Annotated in this window: 4 protein-coding genes and 1 pseudogene; all 5 read right to left on the reverse strand. The window is 61.8% G+C overall.

The window, feature by feature from the left end; genetic code table 11:
* Positions 1-223 (reverse strand): annotated as a pseudogene (locus L0H65_RS12735) (ABC transporter permease); the annotation flags it as partial.
* Between the two features lie 92 nt (positions 224-315).
* Positions 316-1,854, reverse strand: coding sequence for an ABC transporter ATP-binding protein (locus L0H65_RS12740; protein ID WP_301459428.1), 1,539 nt, complete (start codon positions 1,852-1,854; stop codon positions 316-318).
* Entirely contained in the window at positions 1,851-2,813 is a 963-nt protein-coding gene (gene xdhC, locus L0H65_RS12745; protein WP_301459429.1) for a xanthine dehydrogenase accessory protein XdhC, read from the reverse strand. The genes L0H65_RS12740 and xdhC overlap by 4 nt, the downstream gene beginning before the upstream one ends.
* On the reverse strand, positions 2,806-5,274 hold the full coding sequence (xdhB, locus tag L0H65_RS12750; protein WP_301459430.1) for a xanthine dehydrogenase molybdopterin binding subunit: 2,469 nt from the start codon (positions 5,272-5,274) through the stop codon (positions 2,806-2,808). The genes xdhC and xdhB overlap by 8 nt, the downstream gene beginning before the upstream one ends.
* Positions 5,271-6,176 (reverse strand): FAD binding domain-containing protein (locus L0H65_RS12755; protein WP_301459431.1); only part of this gene is annotated, 906 nt, incomplete at its 5' end. The genes xdhB and L0H65_RS12755, both read right to left, overlap by 4 nt.

Raw genomic sequence — 6,176 nt, forward strand, 5'->3', positions numbered from 1 at the left:
TCAGGATCAGCGGCGCGGCTTTCACCAAAAGCTGGCCGCGCAGGTAAAAGGCAAACTCACCGAACACCGGATCCCAGAATATCGTGCGGATGGCGACGAACGGGTCTTTGCCCAGCATCGCAAACAGCGCCCCCCCGGCAATCATTGTCAATACAACCGCCAGAACCGGCGTCGACCAGGTCCAGAACCGTGACGGCGACGGCCGTTTCTCAAGAATGAACATATACCAACCTCTCGCCTGCGCCTGATTTCATCTTGGTCCAAATACCTGCCTGCATCGGCCAGATGACCCACTTTCCAAAGCTCATCACAATCCTATCCATGATGTGCCGTCTCCATCCCGTGCGCGCCGCCCATCATCAGGCCGATCTCCTCCACCGTCAGCCCTTCGGTCGGGACGGATGGCGTCAGACGCCCTTCATTCAACGCGGCAAACCGGTCTGAAACCTCCAGCAAATCATCAAGGTCTTGCGAAATCACCACCACCGCGGCACCGTCCTGCGCCCGGTTCAGGATTTCCTGCCGGATGAACGCCGCCGCTGCGGCATCGACGCCCCAGGTCGGCTGGTTGATGATCACCACTTCGGGGGATTGGCTCAACTCCCGCCCCATCAGGAATTTCTGCAAATTCCCACCCGAAAGCGCACGGGCCGCGACCCATGTACCGGGGGTGCGCACATCATATTGCGCGACAATCTCCTCGGCCCAGGCCTTGGTCCCGCCCCAGTCGATAAATCCATTCGTCGTCAGCTTCTTGCGCACCGCGCCCGACAGCAGCGCGTTTTCCACAAGGCTCATATCCGGGGCAGCGGCATGGCCCAGACGATCTTCCGGGGCAGCAACAAAGCCCAAGACCCGCCTTTCATTCGGACCCATGCCGCCCAGCGGTTTGCCAAAACTCTTCACCATATCCGGACGGGCGCGCAATTCGCCGGACAAAGCCAGCAACAATTCATCCTGCCCATTACCCGCCACACCGGCAATGCCCAGAACCTCCCCCCGTTGCACGGTGAAAGACACCTCTTTCAACGCGGTGCCAAAGGGAATCGGGCTGTCCACCGACAACCCTGCCACTTCCAAAGCCGCCTCCGCATCGCCCCAATCCTTGCTGGCAGCACGCGCAGGCGGGGTCAGTACCGCGCCCACCATCAGTTCCGCCATCTCCCGCGCTGAAACATCGCGGGGGGTGCAGGTGCCAACCACCTTGCCCCGCCGCAGGATCGTCGCCTCATCGCATAGCGCCCGGATCTCCTCCAACTTGTGGCTGATATAGAGAATTGCAGTCCCCTCACTGGAAAGCTGCCGCAGGGTCTGGAACAGGATATCCACTTCCTGCGGCGTCAGAACGCTGGTCGGCTCATCCATGATCAGGAGTTTCGGGTCTTGCAGCAGGCAGCGAATGATCTCCACCCGTTGCCGCTCCCCCGCCGACAGATCACCGACCATCCGGGAAGGGTCCAGCGGCAAGCCATATTCCTGCGACACCGTACTGATGCGTTCCGCCAGTTCGCGCATCTTCGGCGGGTTTTCCATCCCCAGCGCGACGTTTTCCGCCACATTCAATGCTTCGAACAGGCTGAAATGCTGAAACACCATCGCCACGCCTGCGCCGCGTGCCGCTGACGGCTGGCTGGGGGCATAAGCTGCCCCGCGCAGCCGCATCCGGCCGCTGTCAGGCTTGACCAAACCATAGATCATCTTGACCAATGTGGATTTTCCAGCGCCATTCTCGCCCAAAAGTGCGTGAATCTCACCTTTGGAAATCTCGAACGACACATCGCTGTTGGCAACCACGCCCGGATAGGCCTTGGTGACGCCCTCGATGCTCAAAAGCACCTCGTTCCCTGTTGTCATACCGCGTTCTCCTGTTGTGACGCGTTGTGTTTTTGTCTCAGCAAGTTTACCGCGACCCCGATGGCGATTGCTTGCGGATGTTTGCCAAGGGATGGGTCGCCGATCGGGCAGTCTATTGTCGCAATCGCCTGCGCGTCATGGCCCAGACTGGCGAGCCTGTGCCGAAACCGCGCCCATTTGGTTTTGGACCCGATCAGGCCGCAGCGCCGAAACCCGCGATGTAGCAGCGCATGGCAGAGCGCGAGATCCAGTGCATGTGAATAGGTCAGGATCAGATGCTCCGCCTCTGGCGGCGCATGGGCGGCGAGCAGCGCAGGCTCTGCCCCCGGCAAAACCGTAACGCCTGCGGGAATATCGGTCGGGAACCGGTCGGTCGCGACATCAACCCAGGTCAGCGCCAGATCGGGCAGCGGTGCCAGAACCCTGACGACCGCACGGCCGACATGGCCCGCGCCCCAAATCCAGATGTCCCGCGACGGGCGTGCAACCGGTTCCACCATCCAGCCGTGATGCAAACCGGGTGCAGGTAGCCGCCCTTCGCCCCGCGCCGCAGCCAATAGCCGGGCCACGGCAAGCGGTTGCGCCTGCCCTGCTTCGGTCACCGGTCGCGCGATCACATCGTTCGAAAGTGCCGCCACCGCTGCCGCGTCATAAATTTCCCACAGCAGGGTGACAACGCCACCACAGCATTGCGCCAGTTTCGGCCCCAGCGCCTCCTGCGCCAATGCAGGGGAAACAGGGCCGGGCTGGCGCAACATCGTCTGCGCCCGCGCGGTCGCTTCCCATTCCAGCGCGCCGCCGCCGACCGTGCCGGATTGCCCCCATGATTGATCCGTGCCCCAGACCAGCATTGCGGCACCGACCTCTCGTGGCGAGGAGCCTTTGAAACCGGCAATCACGACGCGGACCACCCGATCATGGGCGGCGACGGCTGTTTTCAAATCGGCAAGGTCAAACATCCCGCTGCCTTTGTACCGCGGCGAGGACGCACTCCGGCGTGGCGGGCGCATCGAGTGCGACATAGCGCGATCCGTCCCCACATGCGGCAATCGCGTCAGACAATGCCATCAGCACTGAAATCCCGTGCATGAACGGCGGCTCGCCCACGGCTTTCGAACGCCCCACGGTGTCTTCCGGATTGCTACGGCCCCACAGGTCGACATTGAACACCGGCGGGCGGTCGGAACAGGCCGGGATCTTGTAGGTGCTGGGCGCGTGAGTGCGCAGCGAACCCTTGCCGTCCCAAACCAGTTCCTCCATCGTCAGCCATCCCGCGCCCTGCACATAGGCACCTTCAATCTGGCCGATGTCCAAAGCCGGATTCAGGCTGGCCCCGGTATCATGCAGCACATCGGCGCGCAAAATCCGGTTTTCCCCGGTCAGCGTGTCGATCACCACTTCGGAAACGGCCGCACCGTAGGCGAAATAGAGGAACGGGCGACCACTGCCCTTTGCGCGATCCCAGGTGATCTTCGGCGTCGCATAAAACCCGGTGGCCGAAAGCGATACCCGCGCGCCGTAACTCAACGCGGCGGCTTGGGCAAAGCTGTAATCGTCGCCGCCAACCCTGACGCGCCCGTCCTCAAACCGGACATCAGACGGCTTCGCCTGATGCAAGGCTGCCAGAAACTCTGCCATGCGGTCGCGGATTGTGATCGCCGCCGCCTGCGCCGCCATGCCGTTCAGATCAGACCCGGATGACGCCGCAGTAGCACTGGTGTTGGGCACTTTTGCGGTATCGGTCGCGGTGATCTTCACCATGTCGAGGCCCACACCGAACACCCCCGCCGCAACCTGCGCCACCTTCTGGAACAAGCCCTGCCCCATCTCGGTGCCACCATGATTCAGATGGATGGAGCCATCCTGATACACATGCACCAAAGCCCCGGCCTGATTCAAATGCGTCAGCGTGAACGATATCCCGAACTTCACCGGCGTCAGCGCGATCCCGCGCTTCAAGACCGGGCTGGCCTTGTTCCATTCTGCAATCGCTGCTTTGCGCGCGGCATAGCCGGAACTTTCCTCCAGCGCTGCGACAATCTCATGGCCGATGAAATCCTCCACCGGCATGTGATACGGGGTCGTCTGCACCGTTTCCGATTCCTGCGGCGGGAACGCCACCGGGTTTTCGTCGATCACCCCGATCGCCCCGCGCGATGTCAGGTCTTCCTCATCCCCCATCTTCTGTGTGGAAATATCCCGCGGCGGCGTATGTTGATGCGCCAATGGTTCAAGCCCATTGGACGACGGCGCATTGCCCCCGCCGCTGCCCGCCACCATCGCGGCATAGAAATTCACCCTCCGCACCGCCAAAGGCTCCAGCCGCAGATCGAAGGCGATATGGTCCATCACCCGTTCAATCCCGACCATGCCTTGCGGGCCACCAAAACCGCGAAACGCGGTGGCGCTTTGGGTGTTGGTGCGCAAGCGGTGGCTCTCAATTCGGATATCGGTCAAATGATAACAATTGTCGGAATGCAGCATGGCGCGGTCGGCGACAGGGATTGACAGATCCAACGCCCAGCCGCAGCGAAACAGATGGGTAAACTCTACACCCACCACCCGACCGTGATCGTCGAAACCGGCGCGGTAACGGATGCGCAGATCGTGGCGTTTGCCGGTGATCATCATGTCATCGTCGCGGTCATAGCGCATCTTGCACGGACGCCCGGTGTCACGCGCGGCAATGGCACAAGCGATTGCAAGGGCGTTGCCTTGGCTTTCCTTGCCACCAAACCCGCCGCCCATGCGCCGGGTTTCCACCCGAACCGCATGCATCGGCACATGCAGAGCATGCGCGACTTTATGCTGGACCTCAGTTGGATGCTGGGTCGAAGAATGGACCAGCATATCCCCGCCCTCTTGCGGCAATACGGCAGCAATCTGGCCTTCCAGATAAAAATGCTCCTGCCCGCCGACCTCCATCTCCCCTTCGATCATGCGGGGGGCGGCACTGATTGCCGCGTTCGCATCGCCTTTCGACCAGATGATCGGGCCTGCCTCAAAATAGGTCTTGGCTGCCAGTGCATCATCCACGGTCAGCACGGCGGGCAAGGCGGCGTATTCCACTTTGCCCAGACGCGCGGCTTTGCGCGCGGCAAGATGGCTGGTCGCGACCACCAGAAACACCGGTTGCCCGATGTAATGCACCCGGCCCATCGCCAGAAGCGGTTCATCATGGATCGAGGGCGAGCAGTCGGGCATTACGTCAAAGTCATCGGCGGCATAGACCGCAACCACGCCGGGCGCGGCTTTCACGGTCGAAAGGTCAATTGCGGTGATGTCGGCATGCGCCTGCGTCGACAGGCCAAAGGCCAGGTGCAGCGCACCTTTCGGCAGTGGAATGTCGTCGATATAACGCGCGTAACCGGTGACATGCAGCGGCGCTGCGTCATGCGGCAAGGCTTTTCCCATGCTCATGCTGTCACCTCCAACACGTTGACCGGGGTTCCCGCAAGATCATGATAATAGCGCAACATCATATTGCCTGCGGTTTCGGAGCGGTAGGCAGCGGAAGCGCGCATATCGCTCATCGGAGAGAAATCTGTCTGCAACGCAGCCTTCGAAGCCTCGGCGGCCTCCAGCGACCAGAGCTTGCCGATAAGTGCCGCCTCCGCCGCCGCGGCGCGTTTCGGCGTGCCCGCCATGCCGCCGAACGCGATACGGGCGGCGGTCACGGTCCCACTTTCAACGCTCACATTGAAGCAACCGCAAACGGCGGAAATATCCTGATCGAAGCGTTTGGACAGTTTGTAGCAGCGCAAGGCGGGGGCATCTGTCGTAAAGCTGACCGCCTCGACAAATTCACCGGGTTGGCGATCCTGTTTGCGGTACTCGATGAAGAAATCCTCCAGCGGCAATTCCCGCCGCGTATCGCCCTTGCGCAGATGCAGGGTTGCGCCCAGCGCGATCAGTGCCGGAGGGCCGTCACCAATGGGGGAGCCGTTGGCGATATTCCCGCCTATGGTTGCCGCATTGCGGATCTGATCGCTGGCATAGCGGCGCAGCATTTCGGCGAAGGATGGCAGAGTGGGCGCGACTTCGGCCAACAGGGTGTTGATGGTGACACCCGCACCGACGCGCAGCGTTGCGCCGTCGGATTTGATTTGCCGCAGGTCGTCAATGCCATTCAGGAAAGCAACAGGCGCAAGGTCGCGCAATTGTTTGGTGACCCAGAGGCCAACATCGGTGGCCCCTGCGATCAGGGTCGCTTCGGGGTGTTCGGCGTACCATGCCGCAAGTTCAGCGGTGGTTTCTGGGCGGCATGTGGCGGCGGGGGGGCTGTCTGCCCCCCGATCCGTTTTTGCCAAGCTGGCAAAAAC

Source organism: Pseudorhodobacter sp., from assembly GCF_030452865.1.
Lineage (GTDB): Bacteria > Pseudomonadota > Alphaproteobacteria > Rhodobacterales > Rhodobacteraceae > Pseudorhodobacter.

Coding starts and splice junctions, on each gene's coding strand:
- L0H65_RS12740 (WP_301459428.1), bottom strand. CDS start 1,854: ATGACAACAGGGAACGAGGTGCTTTTGAGCATCGAGGGCGTCACCAAG.
- xdhC (WP_301459429.1), bottom strand. CDS start 2,813: ATGTTTGACCTTGCCGATTTGAAAACAGCCGTCGCCGCCCATGATCGG.
- xdhB (WP_301459430.1), bottom strand. CDS start 5,274: ATGAGCATGGGAAAAGCCTTGCCGCATGACGCAGCGCCGCTGCATGTC.